At 62.8% G+C, this 13,578-nt stretch carries 15 protein-coding genes and 1 other RNA gene; 4 read left to right on the top strand and 12 right to left on the bottom strand.

All coding sequences use genetic code 11. The features are described from left to right. Positions 1 to 21 precede the first annotated feature (21 nt). On the top strand, positions 22 to 717 hold the full coding sequence (locus FFS21_RS06770) for a queuosine precursor transporter (protein ID WP_137924149.1): 696 nt from the start codon (positions 22 to 24) through the stop codon (positions 715 to 717). Positions 718 to 736: 19 nt separating this feature from the next. Here FFS21_RS06770 and FFS21_RS06765 read toward each other — a convergent pair whose 3' ends face one another. The 4 genes from FFS21_RS06765 to tyrS all read right to left on the bottom strand — a co-directional run bounded on the left by FFS21_RS06765 (position 737) and on the right by tyrS (position 3,899). Continuing rightward, complete coding sequence (locus FFS21_RS06765; protein WP_137924141.1) at positions 737 to 1,411, bottom strand: histidine phosphatase family protein; 675 nt, start codon at positions 1,409 to 1,411, stop codon at positions 737 to 739. 39 nt (positions 1,412 to 1,450) lie between these two features. Then, positions 1,451 to 2,098, bottom strand: coding sequence for a YbhB/YbcL family Raf kinase inhibitor-like protein (locus FFS21_RS06760; protein ID WP_137924140.1), 648 nt, complete (start codon positions 2,096 to 2,098; stop codon positions 1,451 to 1,453). 80 nt (positions 2,099 to 2,178) lie between these two features. Then, complete coding sequence (gene dtd / locus FFS21_RS06755; RefSeq protein WP_137924139.1) at positions 2,179 to 2,649, bottom strand: D-aminoacyl-tRNA deacylase; 471 nt, start codon at positions 2,647 to 2,649, stop codon at positions 2,179 to 2,181. Between the two features lie 8 nt (positions 2,650 to 2,657). Further along, positions 2,658 to 3,899 carry a tyrosine--tRNA ligase gene (gene tyrS / locus FFS21_RS06750; RefSeq protein ID WP_137924138.1) on the bottom strand — a complete coding sequence of 414 codons (1,242 nt, stop codon included), beginning with the start codon at positions 3,897 to 3,899 and terminating at the stop codon, positions 2,658 to 2,660. Between the two features lie 211 nt (positions 3,900 to 4,110). Here tyrS and FFS21_RS06745 point away from each other — a divergent pair, with 211 nt between their 5' ends. Together FFS21_RS06745 and FFS21_RS06740 are read left to right on the top strand one after the other, a co-directional pair. Continuing rightward, positions 4,111 to 5,505, top strand: coding sequence for a M23 family metallopeptidase (locus FFS21_RS06745; RefSeq protein ID WP_137924137.1), 1,395 nt, complete (start codon positions 4,111 to 4,113; stop codon positions 5,503 to 5,505). A gap of 22 nt (positions 5,506 to 5,527) precedes the next feature. After that, a complete protein-coding gene (locus tag FFS21_RS06740) occupies positions 5,528 to 6,661 on the top strand; it encodes an anhydro-N-acetylmuramic acid kinase (RefSeq protein ID WP_137924136.1) in 1,134 nt (377 codons plus the stop codon). Positions 6,662 to 6,734: 73 nt separating this feature from the next. Here FFS21_RS06740 and erpA read toward each other — a convergent pair whose 3' ends face one another. The 4 genes from erpA to rplM all read right to left on the bottom strand — a co-directional run bounded on the left by erpA (position 6,735) and on the right by rplM (position 8,779). Beyond that, a complete protein-coding gene (erpA, locus tag FFS21_RS06735) occupies positions 6,735 to 7,103 on the bottom strand; it encodes an iron-sulfur cluster insertion protein ErpA (protein WP_137924135.1) in 369 nt (122 codons plus the stop codon). Positions 7,104 to 7,208: 105 nt separating this feature from the next. Next, a complete protein-coding gene (locus FFS21_RS06730; RefSeq protein ID WP_137924134.1) occupies positions 7,209 to 7,727 on the bottom strand; it encodes a bactofilin family protein in 519 nt (172 codons plus the stop codon). 219 nt (positions 7,728 to 7,946) lie between these two features. Continuing rightward, positions 7,947 to 8,339 (bottom strand): 30S ribosomal protein S9, encoded by a 393-nt coding sequence (gene rpsI / locus FFS21_RS06725; protein WP_137924133.1) that lies wholly within the window; start codon positions 8,337 to 8,339, stop codon positions 7,947 to 7,949. An 11-nt stretch (positions 8,340 to 8,350) separates the two neighbouring features. Next, on the bottom strand, positions 8,351 to 8,779 hold the full coding sequence (gene rplM, locus FFS21_RS06720; protein WP_008646003.1) for a 50S ribosomal protein L13: 429 nt from the start codon (positions 8,777 to 8,779) through the stop codon (positions 8,351 to 8,353). Between the two features lie 745 nt (positions 8,780 to 9,524). On the opposite strand from rplM, the gene FFS21_RS06715 reads away from it, so the two are divergent. Next, positions 9,525 to 9,947, top strand: a complete 423-nt coding sequence (locus FFS21_RS06715) for an OsmC family protein (protein ID WP_137924132.1) — start codon at positions 9,525 to 9,527, stop codon at positions 9,945 to 9,947. Positions 9,948 to 10,015: 68 nt separating this feature from the next. On the opposite strand, the gene rnpB is transcribed toward FFS21_RS06715, so the two are convergent. The 4 genes from rnpB to FFS21_RS06695 all read right to left on the bottom strand — a co-directional run bounded on the left by rnpB (position 10,016) and on the right by FFS21_RS06695 (position 13,503). Further along, an RNA gene (rnpB, locus tag FFS21_RS06710) (RNase P RNA component class A) lies at positions 10,016 to 10,359 on the bottom strand. Between the two features lie 15 nt (positions 10,360 to 10,374). After that, complete coding sequence (locus FFS21_RS06705) at positions 10,375 to 11,157, bottom strand: DUF3025 domain-containing protein (RefSeq protein WP_137924131.1); 783 nt, start codon at positions 11,155 to 11,157, stop codon at positions 10,375 to 10,377. Then, positions 11,158 to 12,192 carry a dihydroorotase gene (gene pyrC, locus FFS21_RS06700; protein ID WP_137924130.1) on the bottom strand — a complete coding sequence of 345 codons (1,035 nt, stop codon included), beginning with the start codon at positions 12,190 to 12,192 and terminating at the stop codon, positions 11,158 to 11,160. It abuts the gene before it with no gap. Positions 12,193 to 12,207: 15 nt separating this feature from the next. Then, complete coding sequence (locus FFS21_RS06695) at positions 12,208 to 13,503, bottom strand: glycerate kinase type-2 family protein (RefSeq protein WP_137924129.1); 1,296 nt, start codon at positions 13,501 to 13,503, stop codon at positions 12,208 to 12,210. Positions 13,504 to 13,578 lie beyond the last annotated feature (75 nt).

Below are 13,578 nucleotides of genomic sequence, written 5' to 3'. Positions count from 1 at the left end.
GGCCCGCACACTGCCCCACATATCGGCCGGACCTATCGCTACTACGACCTCGTCATGGTGGCCTTCGTGACGGTGCTGCTGTGTTCGAATCTGATCGGGGCGGCCAAGGCCGCGCAGGTCACGCTGCCGGTGATCGGCCCCGTGACATTCGGCGCTGGCGTGCTGTTCTTTCCCGTCTCGTACATCTTTGGCGACGTGCTGACCGAGGTGTATGGCTATGGCCGCGACCGGCGCGTGGTGTGGGCCGGCTTTGCCGCCCTGGCGTTTGCCACGTTCATGGCGTTCGTGGTGCTGCGCATGCCGGTGGCGCCATTCATGATCGACTACCAGAAGAGCCTGGAGGATGTGTTCGGCAATACCTGGCGCATCGCCCTCGGCTCGCTGATCGCCTTCTGCTGCGGCAGCTTCACCAACAGCTATGTGCTGGCCAAGATGAAGTTGTGGTCGGGCGGGCGCTGGCTGTGGACGCGCACCATCGGATCGACACTGGCCGGTGAACTGGTCGACTCCTCGCTGTTCTACGTGATTGCCTTCTACGGCATCTGGCCGCTGGAGAAAGTCATCCAGGTGGCCGTGGCGCAGTACGTGCTGAAGACGGGCTGGGAGGTGGTCATGACGCCCGTGACCTACAAGGTGGTGGCGTTCCTGAAGCGTGCCGAGAACGAGGACTGGTACGACAGGAATACCAACTTCACCCCGTTCCGCCTGAAGGTCTGAGCCTGCGTTGCCCTGGGTTTCAGGGCACGCGCCGGTCTACCTCGTCGAGCGTCAGCGCTTCCAGATGGCTGACATCGGCCCATTGCAGCACCGTCAGTGTGGCGCTGTCGCAGCGCATGCGGTTGATGCTGGCATTGAGCAGCTCATGCTCGCGCGGCGCTTCGATCGTCATGCCCGTGGCTTCGCGATAGAGGCAGTCGAGCACGCCGCCGTGCGCCACCATCGCAATCCGCTCGCCGGGGTGCCGACGGGCCAGGGCCAGCGCGATTTCCACCGCCCGATCCTGGAACTCCCGTAGCGATTCACCACCCGGCGGCGCATAGTCGGGCACGCGCGCCTGCCAGTTCGCGAAATCCTCGGGCCGCTTCTCGGCGACCTCGGCGTAGGTCATCGTCTGCAAGTCGCCGTAGTGACGTTCCCGCAGCCGCGGCTCCGTGCGCACGGTCAGTCCGAGTGCCTGCGCCAGCGGCGCCGCGGTTTCCATCGCCCGGCCCAGGTCGCTCGAATACACGGCATCGATCGGCTCGCCCGACAACGCGCCGGCCAGCGCCAGCGCCTGAGCGCGGCCCGTGTCGTTGAGCGGAATATCGACCTGGCCCTGCAAACGGCGTTCGCGGTTCCAGGCCGTCTCGCCATGGCGGATGACGATCAGGTGGGTGTAGGCCAGCGTTTGCGGGCCAGAGCTTTGCGACATGCCGATTCCTTGGGGGGCGACGGACGGCGGTCCTGAGAATTATTTGATGAGACGCGGGTTGAGCGTGTACGTGCCGGTATAGCTGGCCTCGGCCAGCACGTGACCCTGGATAGCCTCGCGCACATCGGCGCCAGTGAACTTGCCTTCCACGGGCACGCTGTCGATATCGAGCGCATACACCGTGAACACGTAGCGATGGACGATCGCGTCGTTCCACGGCGGGCACGGGCCGTCGTAGCCGAAGTAGTCGCCCTTCATGTCGTCGTGGTTGGCAAACCAGCCCGTGTAGTCGTTCGTACCGTGGCGCAGGCCGCCAGCAGTGGCCGTACCGACCAGTGCCTCGGGTCCGGGCTTGCCGCGCGCGATCACGCCGTCGCTATGCGTACCAGCCGAGATCGTGGTCAGGCCCGGGGGAATATCGACCAGCACCCAGTGGAAGAAATCCAGGCGCGGCAACGATTCCGGCACCTCGCGGTCTTCCTGGTTCACATCGTCGCCACGGCTCGGCACGTCGGGATCGTGGGCGAGCAACACGAAAGAGCGCGTGCCTGCGGGTACGTCATCCCAATGCAAATCGGGGTTGCGGTTGGTCGACAGCGTCACGTGATTGGCCGCGTCGGGCACGCAGAACGCGAACTCGCCCGGAATGGGCGCGTTGTCGGCAAAAGCCTTGCTCCAGAGTTTCATGTGGATCTCCTTCGACTTGGATTCGTTTGGCGATCAGGTTGCAGCGGGTCAGGCACTTGCGTCCTGGCGCGTCCGCAATCTCACGCCGTGCCGGCCGGGGGCACGCGCAGCCAGAACGTCACCGGGCCGTCATTAGTCAGGCTGACCTGCATCATCGCGCCGAATTCCCCGGTCTGGACATCGGGATGTGCGGCACGGGCGCGGGCCACGAAATGATCGTACAGGCGACGACCGTCTTCGGGCGAGGCCGCCGGCGTAAAACTCGGCCGCGTCCCACTGTTCGTGTCAGCGGCCAGCGTGAACTGGGACACCACGAGCAGTCCGCCCGCCTTGCCCTGCCCGTCAATGTTCTGCACCGGCAGGTTCATCTTGCCGGCTGCGTCGGAAAACACGCGATAGCCCAGCATCTTGGCCAACAGGCGCTCGGCCTGCGCCTCGGTGTCGCCACGCTCGGCGCACACCAGGGCCAGCAGGCCCGCACCGATCTCGCCGGTCGTCCGGCCTTCCACGGTCACGCGCGCCTGCGTCACACGCTGGATCAGGGCGATCATCGCGCCCCTCAGGCCAGCGTCACACGTGCAAAGCGGCGCTTGCCGACCTGCACCACATACGTCCCCGCCGCCACCTTGACGGATTTGTCCGCAACGGTGGCGCCGTCGATCTTCACGCCGCCCTGTTCGATATTGCGGTTTGCCTCGGAGGTAGACGGCACAAGGTTGGCCTGCTTGAGCAACTGGGCGATGGCCATCGGCGCACCTTCCAGGCTCACGGCCGGAATGTCGTCCGGAATACCGCCACGGGCGCGATGGTTGAATGCTTCCAGCGCGCTCTCGGCATCGGCCTGGCTGTGGAAACGCGCCACGATCTCTTGCGCCAGCAGCACCTTGCAATCGCGCGGATTGCGGCCCGCGGCGATTTCCTGCTTCATCAGGTCGATCTCGGCCAGCGGGCGGAACGACAGCAACGTGAAGTATTGCCACATCAAGTCGTCCGAGATGCTCATGAGCTTGCCGAACATCTCGTTCGGCGCTTCGGTCACGCCGATGTAATTGTTCTTGGACTTCGACATCTTCTCGACGCCGTCCAGTCCTACCAGCAGCGGCATGGTCAGGATGCACTGCGATTCCTGCCCGTATTCCTTCTGAAGTTCGCGGCCCACCAGCAGGTTGAACTTCTGGTCCGTGCCGCCCATCTCCAGGTCCGCCTTCAGCGCCACCGAGTCGTAGCCCTGCATCAGCGGATACAGGAACTCGTGGACCGAAATCGGCACACCGGAACGGAAACGCTTGGTGAAATCGTCGCGCTCCATCATGCGCGCCACGGTGTACTTGGCAGCGAGCTGGATCATGCCGCGTGCGCCCAGCGGATCACACCACTCGCTGTTGTAGCGGATTTCCGTTTTCGCGGGATCGAGTACCAGGCTGGCCTGCTTGTAGTAGGTGGTGGCGTTGGCCTCGATCTGCTCGCGGGTCAGCGGCGGCCGCGTGGAATTGCGCCCCGAGGGATCGCCAATCGTCGACGTGAAATCACCGATGAGAAAGATCACCTGGTGCCCCAGGTCCTGCAACTGGCGCAGCTTGTTCAGCACCACGGTATGGCCCAGGTGGATGTCGGGCGCGGTGGGGTCGAGTCCCAGCTTGATGCGCAGCGGCACACCAGTGGCCTCGCTCCGGGCCAGCTTCTGGAGCCATTCGGCCTCGACCAGAAGCTCGTCGCAGCCGCGCTTGGTGATCTCCAGTGCGCGCATCACGGACGGCGTAAGTGGATAGTTGGCCACGGCGGCCGGCTTCACTTCAGTCATGGGTAAGTCTTTGAAATCTTTAGGAAAAAGGCTACGGATGACAGATTTTCATCTGATATACTTCGCAGCTTCTCGTCCGACAACAGTCGTCGGCGGTCACCCGGAAGGGTGGCAAACAGACAATACCCGCACCGCACCTCGGGGGAGGATGGCAGACGAAACAAATCGTCGCGGTAGGGCCTGCCAATTCGGAAAGCTTGAATTCTACGTGATGTGGTCTAATCTCCGCGATGTTTTCGCGCGGCAACTGGTAGTCCTGGTTGACCCGACGAATCCCCAGCATACGCGCCGCCGCAAGCAGTTGACCGTCGCCGTCGGCACGGTTTTTACGCTTGGCATGGCGGCGGCGATGGGCGTTGCCCCCCGCAACGCATTCGATGATCCGCTCGCCCCGCGAGTCGAACATACCCTGCGCATGCCCGACGTGCATGAGCAACTCGAACAGCTGACCGAGGCGAGCGACGCGGGCGTCTACGTACAGCAGGAACGCATGCAGCGCGGCGATACCATCGGCTCCCTGCTGCGCCGGCTCGGCGTGGACGATCCCGATGCGCAAGCGTTTATCGTCAAGAACCCTACCGCCCGCAGCCTGTTCGACCTGAACCCCGGCCAGGCGGTGCAGGCCGAGATCGACAGCAGCAATCTGCTGGTTTCGCTGCAAGCCAACCTCGGCGGCGACGCAGGCAGTTCGCGCGAACTCGTGATCGAGCGCGTGGCGCCTAAAAAGGAAGGCGGCGATTTCACGTACAAGGCGCGCATCGAGGCAGTCGACAACGACCTGCACTACGAAATGGCGTCCGGCGCAATCGACGCCACCGGTTTCTTCAAGTCGATGGACAGCGCGAGCGTGCCTGACGAAGTGGTCAACCAGATGATCTCGATCTTCTCGGGTGTCATCGACTTCCACCACGACATCGCCCGTGGCGACCGTTTCCGCATCGTCTACGAAGCCGGCTTCCGCGATGGCGCATTCGTTCGCAATGGCCGTGTCGTGGCCATCGAACTGATCAACCGCAACACGCTGTACCAGGCACTCTGGTACGCACCGAAGGACGGTACGCCGGGCGCCTACTACACGTTCGATGGGCGCAGCATGAAGCGTCCGTTCCTGCGTTCGCCAGTAGAGTTCTCGCGCGTATCGTCAGGGTTCGGCGGGCGCGACCACCCGCTTCACCATCAGTGGAAGCAGCACAAGGGCGTGGATTTCGCCGCGCCGCAGGGCACCAAGGTGATCGCCACGGCCGATGCCACGGTGGAGTTCGCCGGGCAGCAGAACGGCTACGGCAACATCGTCGTGCTCAAGCATGCCAACGGCTACTCGACCTTTTATGCGCACCTGTCGCGCTTTGCCGGACTACGCGAAGGCCAGCATGTGTCGCAGGGCCAACTGATCGGCTATGTCGGTTCGACGGGCTGGGCCACTGGGCCGCACCTGCACTATGAGTTCCGCTACAACGACGTTCCGCAGAATCCGCTGACGACGACGTTGATGGAAGCGCCGACCTTGACCGGCAAGTCGCGCGCGGACTTCCTGACCTACACCAGTGCCACGCTGAGCCGCATCAACATGCTCCGCACCTACAATGTACTGACCGCCAGCAACTGAGCTTCGACCGAAACCGATATCCATGCCCCCGGTGCCTACTGATTGTTTCATTGGCCTGATGTCAGGCACCAGCATGGACGGCGCGGACGGCGTCCTCGTCGATTTCACGGCGGCGCAGCCGATGGTGCTGGCTGCGGCTCACCTGCCATTCCCGGACAGCCTGCGTGAAGCCTTCGCAGCGCTGCAACAACCTGGCGAAGACGAGATTCATCGTGAAGCCATGGCCGCCAATGGTCTGGCGCGCGTCTACGCTGCGTGCGTGGAAGCCTTGTTGCGTGAGTCCGATATCAACGCCAGCCAGGTGGTTGCGATCGGCGCACACGGCCAGACCATCCGGCATCGTCCCGGACTCTATGACGGAACGGGCTACACCCGACAGACCCAACATCCTGCCCTGCTGGCGGAACTGACCGACATTGATGTCGTCGCGGACTTCCGCAGTCGCGATATCGCCGCAGGAGGACAAGGTGCACCGCTCGTTCCCGCCGTCCACGCGGCGCTATTTGGCGCGCGCGACGAGACCCGCGTGGTCTGCAATATCGGGGGCATCTCGAATATCAGCATCCTGCCCGCCGCGAATACCGGCCGGCCTGTGACCGGCTTCGACTGCGGACCGGGCAATGCACTGCTCGATGACTGGGTGCAACGTCATCGCGGCGAGCCATTCGACGATCGCGGCGCCTGGGGTGCCACAGGCAGCGTCGACGAGGCGCTGCTGACGCGACTGCTGACCGAACCCTATTTCCACGCCCCGCCACCCAAGAGTACCGGCCGCGACCTGTTCCACCCGGGCTGGCTGCAGGCGGTGCTGGAAAGCCTGCCAAGCCCGCTGCCGGCGGCCGATGTGCAAGCCACGCTGGCCACGCTGACGGCTACGGCTATTGCGCGTGACGTGCAGACTTGCGCGCCAGATGCCCAACGGCTGATTGTTTGTGGTGGCGGTGCGTACAACGAGGCGTTGCTCGGCAATCTTGGACAGTTACTGCCGGGCGTGACGGTGGAGACTTCGGACGCGTATGGCGTGCCGGTTTCCCAGGTGGAAGCGCTGGCGTTTGCATGGTTCGCCCGCCAGTGCGTGCACCGTGCGCCCGGCAATGTACCGACCGTGACGGGGGCAGCCGGACCGCGCGTGCTGGGCGCGATCTATCCGCGCTGAGCGCGTCAGGGGTTCTGCGGAAGAAAAAAGCGCACCGTAGGGTGCGCTTTTTTTTATGGCGAGACGTCTGGCGTCAGACCGAGAACGACGAGCCGCAACCACAGGTGGTCGAGGCATTCGGGTTCTTGATCACGAACTGGGCGCCGTTGATGTCTTCCTTGTAGTCGATCTCGGCGCCAATCAGGTACTGGTAGCTCATCGAGTCGATCAACAGGGTGACACCGTTCTTGTTCATCTGGGTGTCGTCTTCATTCACGTCTTCGTCGAACGTGAAGCCATACTGGAAGCCGGAGCAACCGCCGCCCTGCACGAACACGCGCAGCTTCAATTCGGCGTTGCCCTCTTCCTCGATCAATTGCTTGACCTTGTCGGCCGCGCTGTCAGTAAAGACGAACGGTGCCGGCACATCTTCGGTAACGGGTGCCTCTGCGACTGCGTTCATGGGGAATTCTCCTGGTTAGGTACGCCCGTATTCTAAGCGCTACTCTGAAATCGTGCCGAAACCCCTTGATTTCAAGGGCCTCTGCGTCTGGATTGCCGGGCCGCGTCAGGCCACTTTCTCAACCTTTTCCAGCTTTTCACCGGTTTCGGAAGCCTCTTCCGTCACGTTTTCCACGGTTGGGACATCTGCCACGATCTCCACGACAGTGGCTTCGACATCCACATCGGTCTCTGCGGGCGGGACGTGATTGGGCAATGCACGCACTTCTGTCTGCACCAGCGGGATCAGACGCCCTTCGACGAGCGCCCCCTGCTGCATCTCAAGCGCCGCATAACGCACCTCGCCATGGACCCGGGCCTGCGCTTGCAGTTCGAGCAGTTCCGTCGCATGGACCGGCCCGTTCACTGTGCCGTTCAGGACCAGATGCTCGACGCGGATTTCGCCCTCGACCACACCTTTCTCGGTGATCACGAGCATGCTGGACTTGCCTTCCACAGCGATGATGTTGCCGCGCACGCGGCCATCCAGACGCAAACCGCCGGAGAACGCCACATCGCCCTCGATGGTGGTGTCCGGCCCGATCAATGTATCGATGGACAGGCCCTTCTTCTTGGAAAACAGCATGTATCTACTCCCTTTTCATGCAGCGTCTGGATGCAAGCCCGTGATTGTATCGCCGCATGAACGGCATGCGGATGAAATGCTTTAAGCACGGATATGCGCAACGCTGAATGTGACAAGTCCTTGATCTGAAATGTCATGGCAAAAAAAAACCGCACGATGAACCGTGCGGTCTTTTTCGGGCCTTGCCAGATCCGGCGGGCCGGACCAGGCAGAAACACATTAACGCTTCGAGAATTGCTTCCGACGACGCGCCTTGTGCAGACCAACCTTCTTACGCTCGACTTCACGTGCGTCACGCGTAACGTAGCCAGCCTTCGACAGGGCCGACTTCAGCGTGGCGTCGTAATCGATCAGCGCGCGGGTGATGCCGTGGCGAACAGCACCGGCCTGGCCGGTTTCACCACCACCGGTCACGTTGACCTTGATGTCGAACGTTTCGGCGTGAGCCGTCAGTTCCAGCGGCTGGCGCACGATCATCAGCGAGGTTTCGCGAGCGAAATACTCGTTGATGGGCTTGCCGTTGACGACAATAGCGCCCTTGCCCGACTTGATGAAGACACGTGCCACGGCGCTCTTGCGGCGGCCAGTACCGTAATTCCAATTACCGATCATGGATGGCCCCCTTAGATTTCCAGCACCTTGGGCTGCTGTGCGCTATGCGGATGCTCGGCTTCGGCGTAAACCTTCAGCTTCTTGATCATCGCGTAGCCCAGCGGACCCTTCGGCAGCATGCCCTTGACAGCCTTTTCCAGGGCACGGCCCGGGAAACGCTGCTGCATCTTGCCGAACGTCGTTTCGTAGATACCGCCCGGGTAACCCGAATGGCGATAGTACTTCTTGTCCTGTTCTTTGGTACCCGTCACGCGCAGTTTGGCTGCATTGACGATGATGATGAAATCACCGGTGTCGACGTGAGGAGTAAATTCTGGCTTGTGCTTGCCGCGCAGTCGGCGTGCCACTTCGCTGGCAACACGGCCGAGGACTTTGTCCGTCGCGTCAATCACGTACCAGTCGCGCTTTACCTCTGCAGGCTTGGCGGAAAAGGTCTTCATGATTTTTCCTGATTAGAAAATCTGCCCGGTATGACGGTCGCCGTTTTAGCGTCCTGTCGTCGGTCGGCCCTTGGGACCTGACCTTCCTGCTTGTTCTCTGCAGGCTCTCCCTGATTTTTTCCGGGGGCAATGACCGGAAAGCCGACGATTATAAGCGCCTACCGCGCCATCGCACAAGCAAAGTTGCCGGATTTCGTCAAGTCTTTGCCGGCTGACAGCATGGCAAGCGCCGAGTTGTTCACTGGCGCACCGTGGCGGCCCTTGCAAAGGGCGAAAAAAAACCCAAGTCTATCGGACTTGGGTTTGAATCCACCAAAGGAGGAGGGTGGAGGAGACACCGGGCGATCGACGGGGCCGGTCATTGCGGTGGTGCGGGAAGCGATCCGGGTCGGAACCTGCTTTCGCTTTCGCACTCTGCGCGCTCTTCGTGCGCCGTCGTTCGATGGATTGGATTATACATACGGCCCCCTCCAAGGCAAGAAAATTTACACTACGAAATCCAATATCATAATATGGAATAAATAGTACGCCACTCATAAAGTGAGTCATTACCTAAAAATCAATAACTTACGTATCCAAAGTGAGTCGTTGATCGACACCACACTAGAGGAAACCCTCAGATTTTTAGGGGAAATCCCGTAGGGGAAGGCGCTCGCGGAGTTAGCCTATACTCGCGAAATGCAAGTCATGAGATGCCCTGCGTGCGAGCGAAATCAGGACATCAACGAATCGAGGAACGAAAAAAATGGAATGCAAAGTGACATGGTCGGGCCCGGAGGGCATGAGCTTCATCGCCCAGACCGGCAGCGGCCATCTGGTGGCCATGGACGGCGCACCGGACGGTGGCGGCAACAACCTGGCGCCGCGTCCAATGGAGATGGTGCTGCTGGGCACTGGCGGCTGCACCGCCTATGACGTGGTGCTGATCCTGAAGCGTGGCCGCCAGGATATTCGCGGCTGCTCGGTCAAGCTGGAAGCCGAGCGCGCCGATACCGATCCGAAGGTGTTCACGAAGATCAACTTCCACTTCACGGTAACCGGCAAGGGCCTGGACCCCGCCAAGGTGGAGCGTGCCATCGAGCTGTCGCACGAGAAGTACTGCTCGGCATCGATCATGCTGGCGAAGACTGCCGAGATCACGCATACCACCGAGATCGTCGAAGGCTGACGTTTCCACGCTCACGCCAAAGCAAAACGCCCGGCGGTGCAGAAGCACGCCGGGCGTTCTCAAATCCGAAGCAAAGCAGGCCGATAAGCCGGATTCTGTGCATGCCGACCGCCCTTGCGGGCACTCTGCATGTGACAACCATTCCTCTAGACCGGCCGTTACCGGACGGTTCCAGCTCCCTACCCGCAGACTCAGCGGGCCGCCTCAACGTCTGCCTATTTGGGATTGCTCCAGGTGGAGGTTACCGCGTTTCACCCTTCCCGCCGACCGAAGCCAGCGGCAAGACTCGTCTCTGTGGCCCTATTCCGCACGTTACCGTGGATGGCTGTTAGCCAACACCCTGCCCTGTGGAGTCCGGACTTTCCTCCCCTTGCCCCTTGCGGGAACAAGCAGCGATTGTCTGGCCTGCTTTGCGGGCCGCAGTCTATCACCGAATGGACGGCTGGGGCGGCCGGCGTCCCGGACGAAACACCGTGACATCCTCATAGAACGCTGGATCAGCGTTGCCGTCGCACCAGCCCGGGATACCCATGACCGGCAACGGCGAAAAGCTGCGGCCACCGGCGAAGCGGCCTGCTTCTGCCGCTTCGGCGAGATCCGCTGCAAGCATGGCGTCGAGTTCGTGCATCGGCATCGACGGCGGCGCAATGACACGCCAGGCGTGGGCCGTGGCGGCCTTGTAGGGATGGACGAGCTTCTCGAGCAATGCGTGCCCGAACGGCATCACGCCACAGACGCCCCGCCACGAAACGCGCCGGGTGATGAACAATTCGCGCCAGTCAAACCCTTTCAGGGCATCGAACAGCGTGTCGTCTTCGGTGAGGAAAAGGATCGCGTTCTCGTCGAACAGCGTGGCGGCATCGCGCAGACCGCCTCGCATCTGTTGCACGCCGTCGCGCGCAATGGCCTCGGCCTGCAGCCGGTTCAGCAATCGTTTGGTTTCGGGGAAGTGCAGCCAGATCAACGCGTTGAAGGCGTCGTGGAGGTTGTCGCGCGTCGGCACCTGCCCGCTGGCGTGGATGTGGGATTCGTACGCCGTGCCATCGGGCAACGATGACTGCGGCACGAAGCGTAGCGGCTGCCCGCGCGCATTGCGCAGGGCACCGGCGACTGCATTGAGTCCTTCGCGCAGATCCTCGTGCGAAAGGACCGATGCGGACGCGGCGAATGGTTGGTACCAGGGCCGCGTCCAGTCAATCGCCGGAAGCAATCAGCTTGCCTTCCAGCGCAGCGTTTCGCCTGCGCGCAGCGGCACCAGCGTGGTGTCGCCGTACGGCAGTTCCGTCGGCAGCTCCCAATCCTCGCGCGTCAGCGTCAACGTGCCCGTGTTGCGCGGCAGGTTGTAGAACGCCGGGCCGTTGAAGCTGGCGAACGCCTCCAGCTTGTCCAGCGCGCCGACTGCATCGAATGCTTCGGCGTAAAGCTCCATCGCATGCAGCGCCGTGTAGCAACCCGCGCAACCGCACGCGTGCTCCTTGAGGCCCTTGGCATGCGGCGCGCTGTCCGTGCCGAGGAAGAAACGGTCGCTGCCCGACGTAGCGGCCTTTACCAGCGCCTCACGATGGGTCTCGCGCTTGAGTACCGGCAGGCAGTAGTAATGCGGACGGATGCCGCCGATGAAGATCGCGTTGCGGTTGTAGAGCAGATGGTGCGCGGTGATCGTCGCAGCGATCGGGCCTTCGGCTTCGGCCACGTACTGGGCGGCCTCGGACGTGGTGATGTGCTCGAACACCACCTTCAGTTCCGGGAAATCGCGGCGCAGCGGTTTCATCACGCGCTCGATGAATACGGCTTCGCGGTCGAACAGGTCAATGTCGCCATTGGTGACTTCGCCGTGCACCAGCAGCGGCATGCCTGCACGCTGCATGGCTTCCAGCGTAGGGGCGCATCGCTTGATATCGGTCACGCCAGCATCGCTGTTGGTCGTGGCGCCGGCCGGGTACAGCTTCACCGCGTGGACAAAACCGCTGGCCTTGGCTGCGACGATTTCCTCGGGCGGCAGGTTGTCGGTCAGGTACAGCGTCATCAGCGGCTCGAACGTCATCCCGGCCGGCAGTGCGGCCAGGATGCGGTCGCGGTAGGCAGCGGCTTGCGCCACCGTGGTGACCGGCGGCTTGAGGTTCGGCATGACGATGGCGCGCGCGAACTGGCGTGCGGTATCGGGCAGGACAGCGGTCAGCGCCGCGCCATCGCGCAGGTGCAGGTGCCAGTCGTCCGGGCGGGTAATCGTGATCTTTTGGGTCATGGGGACAAGCAACAACTAGAGAATCAGGATGGCGCGGAAATCGTTCACGTTGGTCCGCGTGGGGCCGGTCACGACGAGGTCATCCACCGCATGGAAGAACCCCCACGCGTCGTGGGCATCCAGGCTGTGCCGGGCCGAGACGCCGGCTGCATCAGCGCGCGCCAGCGAATCGGGGCCCAGCAACGCACCGGCGTTGTCCTCGGAACCATCGATGCCGTCGGTGTCGGCGGCAATCGCGTGGATTTTTTCCGCACCGGCCAGCTCGATGGCCAGCGACAGCAGGAATTCCGAGCACCGCCCGCCACGCGCGTTTGTCGCACCACTCGGCAATGTGACCGTGCATTCACCGCCCGAGATCAGCGCCACCGGCGCGGAGAACGGCGCATTGTACTTGCGAATCTCGCGGACGAGCGCGGCATAGACGCGTGCCACCTCCTGCGCCTCGCCGGTAACCGTATCGCCGAGCACCACGGGTTCGATGCCTTGACGGCGGAACAGCGCGGCGGCAGCTTCCAGGCTGCCATGTGCCGTGGCGATCATGCGGTTGTCGACGCGCTTGAACAGCGGATCGCCCGGCTTCGGCGTTTCATCGATCTCGCCGCGCGCGCCGCGTTCCAGATGGGATTGCACGCTCGCCGGCACCGTGGCGCCGAAGCGTTTCAGGATGCCGAGGGCATCGGCATAGGTGCTGGGATCGGGAACCGTAGGACCGGAGGCGATGGCACTCGGATCGTCGCCCGCCACATCGGACACGATCAGCGTGGTCACGGGTGCCCGGCTCGCCTGCGCGAGCCTTCCGCCCTGGATGCGCGAAATATGCTTGCGCACGACGTTCATGTCCGTGATCGGTGCGCCACAACGCAGCAACTCGCGCGTGGTGGCTTTCAGGTCGGCCATGGGGATGCCATCGGCCGGCAGCGACAGCAGGCTGGAGCCGCCGCCCGAGACCAGCACGATCAGCCGATCCTCGGGTCCGAGCGATTGCACACGCGCCAGGATATCGGCGGCGGCCTGCTCGCCCGCTTCGTCGGGCACCGGATGGCCGGCCTCGATCACGCGGATATGGTCGGTGGGCATGCCATGCGCATAGCGCGTGACGACGATGCCTTCGAGCGTGGCCTTGCCCTGGTAGGCGCGCTCGACCGCTGCCGCCATCGACGCGGCAGCCTTGCCTGCGCCCACCACGAGCGTGCGCCCTCCGGCATGCGGCGGCGGCAGGTGATCGGCAACGATTTGCAATGGATCGGCGGCAGCAACAGCGGCGTGGAAACTCTCGAGCAGCAAGGTGCGCGGACAGCCCTGGAAATTCATGATGCCTCCGCGATGGCGCCCTGGGGCATGGGTTCCGTTCCGATTCCGTCTCCGGGAATGGCAGCGATCTTGTCT

It is taken from the genome of Cupriavidus sp. 2SB, from assembly GCF_005503625.1.
GTDB lineage: Bacteria > Pseudomonadota > Gammaproteobacteria > Burkholderiales > Burkholderiaceae > Cupriavidus.
This window is presented reverse-complemented; position numbering and strand designations above follow the sequence as displayed.

What these genes read in the sequence shown, in the direction of transcription:
- FFS21_RS06765 (WP_137924141.1), bottom strand. Translation starts at nt 1,411, where the DNA reads ATGTCGCAAAGCTCTGGCCCGCAAACGCTGGCCTACACCCACCTGATC.
- FFS21_RS06760 (WP_137924140.1), bottom strand. Translation starts at nt 2,098, where the DNA reads ATGAAACTCTGGAGCAAGGCTTTTGCCGACAACGCGCCCATTCCGGGC.
- dtd (WP_137924139.1), bottom strand. Translation starts at nt 2,649, where the DNA reads ATGATCGCCCTGATCCAGCGTGTGACGCAGGCGCGCGTGACCGTGGAA.
- tyrS (WP_137924138.1), bottom strand. Translation starts at nt 3,899, where the DNA reads ATGACTGAAGTGAAGCCGGCCGCCGTGGCCAACTATCCACTTACGCCG.
- FFS21_RS06745 (WP_137924137.1), top strand. Translation starts at nt 4,111, where the DNA reads ATGTGGTCTAATCTCCGCGATGTTTTCGCGCGGCAACTGGTAGTCCTG.
- FFS21_RS06740 (WP_137924136.1), top strand. Translation starts at nt 5,528, where the DNA reads ATGCCCCCGGTGCCTACTGATTGTTTCATTGGCCTGATGTCAGGCACC.
- erpA (WP_137924135.1), bottom strand. Translation starts at nt 7,103, where the DNA reads ATGAACGCAGTCGCAGAGGCACCCGTTACCGAAGATGTGCCGGCACCG.
- FFS21_RS06730 (WP_137924134.1), bottom strand. Translation starts at nt 7,727, where the DNA reads ATGCTGTTTTCCAAGAAGAAGGGCCTGTCCATCGATACATTGATCGGG.
- rpsI (WP_137924133.1), bottom strand. Translation starts at nt 8,339, where the DNA reads ATGATCGGTAATTGGAATTACGGTACTGGCCGCCGCAAGAGCGCCGTG.
- rplM (WP_008646003.1), bottom strand. Translation starts at nt 8,779, where the DNA reads ATGAAGACCTTTTCCGCCAAGCCTGCAGAGGTAAAGCGCGACTGGTAC.
- FFS21_RS06715 (WP_137924132.1), top strand. Translation starts at nt 9,525, where the DNA reads ATGGAATGCAAAGTGACATGGTCGGGCCCGGAGGGCATGAGCTTCATC.
- pyrC (WP_137924130.1), bottom strand. Translation starts at nt 12,192, where the DNA reads ATGACCCAAAAGATCACGATTACCCGCCCGGACGACTGGCACCTGCAC.
- FFS21_RS06695 (WP_137924129.1), bottom strand. Translation starts at nt 13,503, where the DNA reads ATGAATTTCCAGGGCTGTCCGCGCACCTTGCTGCTCGAGAGTTTCCAC.